This window comes from Endozoicomonas sp. ONNA1 (assembly GCF_024606325.1).
Taxonomy (GTDB): domain Bacteria; phylum Pseudomonadota; class Gammaproteobacteria; order Pseudomonadales; family Endozoicomonadaceae; genus Endozoicomonas_A.
Genome location: NZ_JAHHPN010000809.1, coordinates 1 through 1022, shown reverse-complemented (window position 1 = coordinate 1022; position 1022 = coordinate 1). Strand labels below are relative to the sequence as shown.

Sequence of the window (1022 nt, the reverse complement as noted above, 5' to 3'; positions counted from 1 at the left end):
CACCTGGACTGAGTAAAAAGGTGGACAACCTGGACATGGGTGGGGATCAAAATGGTTTCCACCCTGTCTTTAATATTAGAAATTGAGGATCAGGAAAGTTAGATTAATGATACGGAGATAGACTGATATCTGATCCTTCCATAAACAACCAATGGTAAAAAATGAACGAGAATGTAATCATAACAGTTGACAAGAATCTGAAAGACGAAATAGAAATACACACTGCCAATATTAGGAGTGCCATACAGGGTATGGCTAAAGCATGGTTAACAATTGCCATCAACATCAGGGAACTGAAAAGTAAAATGGACGGAATTGGAGACAGGAAAACAAACTGGAAAGCATATACAGATACGGAATCCTGTGGGGATTTTTGTGAGTCAAGGCTTCAATTGAGTGACAAAGCGGTGTACCAATACCTGAGTGGACTCGAGTTTATTGAGAATAATAGACCCGAGATAATTGAAGCTTATAATAAGAGTGATCAAGGGGTGTTATTGCCCGATTATACAAAGGAACGGTTGCTAGCAGCAAAGGAAGAGGATCTGCATTCCAGATCAGAGAAATCGTTCCAGTCTGTGACCGATAAAGTGTTTGATAATTCGATCAGCAGGAGAGAATGAGAAAAGGAAATTAAGGAGATATTGAAACCCACTCCATCAAGTGAAAGTGAGCAAGTAATTGAAGCCGACGTTGAGATTGTAAAACCATCGATAGCTGAGAATATGTTGAAAAATGCAAGCGCAACATTATTGCCACATTTGGAGAAAGGGGACACTCAGGCAGTAGGGAAATGGGTAAGTGAATTACTTGAAAAGGCTAAGGGAAAAACTTCTACCCGGGTAGAAAATCAGGGAATTAGACGCATTATTGTGGCTAACTCAGCAAAGGATAGACCATACACAGAGGAAGTGATAAAACGTGCTAGGAAGATCAATCCTGAAATCGATGTAATCTTTGCAGGATCGAGAGATGATAAAGATTGTTTGAAATTCCCACCACAGTTGAATCCTCATGGTAAA

2 protein-coding genes are annotated in these 1022 nt (G+C 39.9%); both read left to right on the top strand.

Translation table 11 applies throughout. From position 1 onward, the window contains the following. The first annotated feature begins 161 nt into the window (after positions 1 to 161). On the top strand, positions 162 to 623 hold the full coding sequence (locus KDK19_RS19250; protein WP_257292652.1) for a hypothetical protein: 462 nt from the start codon (positions 162 to 164) through the stop codon (positions 621 to 623). 21 nt (positions 624 to 644) lie between these two features. Continuing rightward, positions 645 to 1022: hypothetical protein (locus tag KDK19_RS19245; RefSeq protein WP_257292651.1), on the top strand; the 378-nt coding region annotated here is incomplete at its 3' end.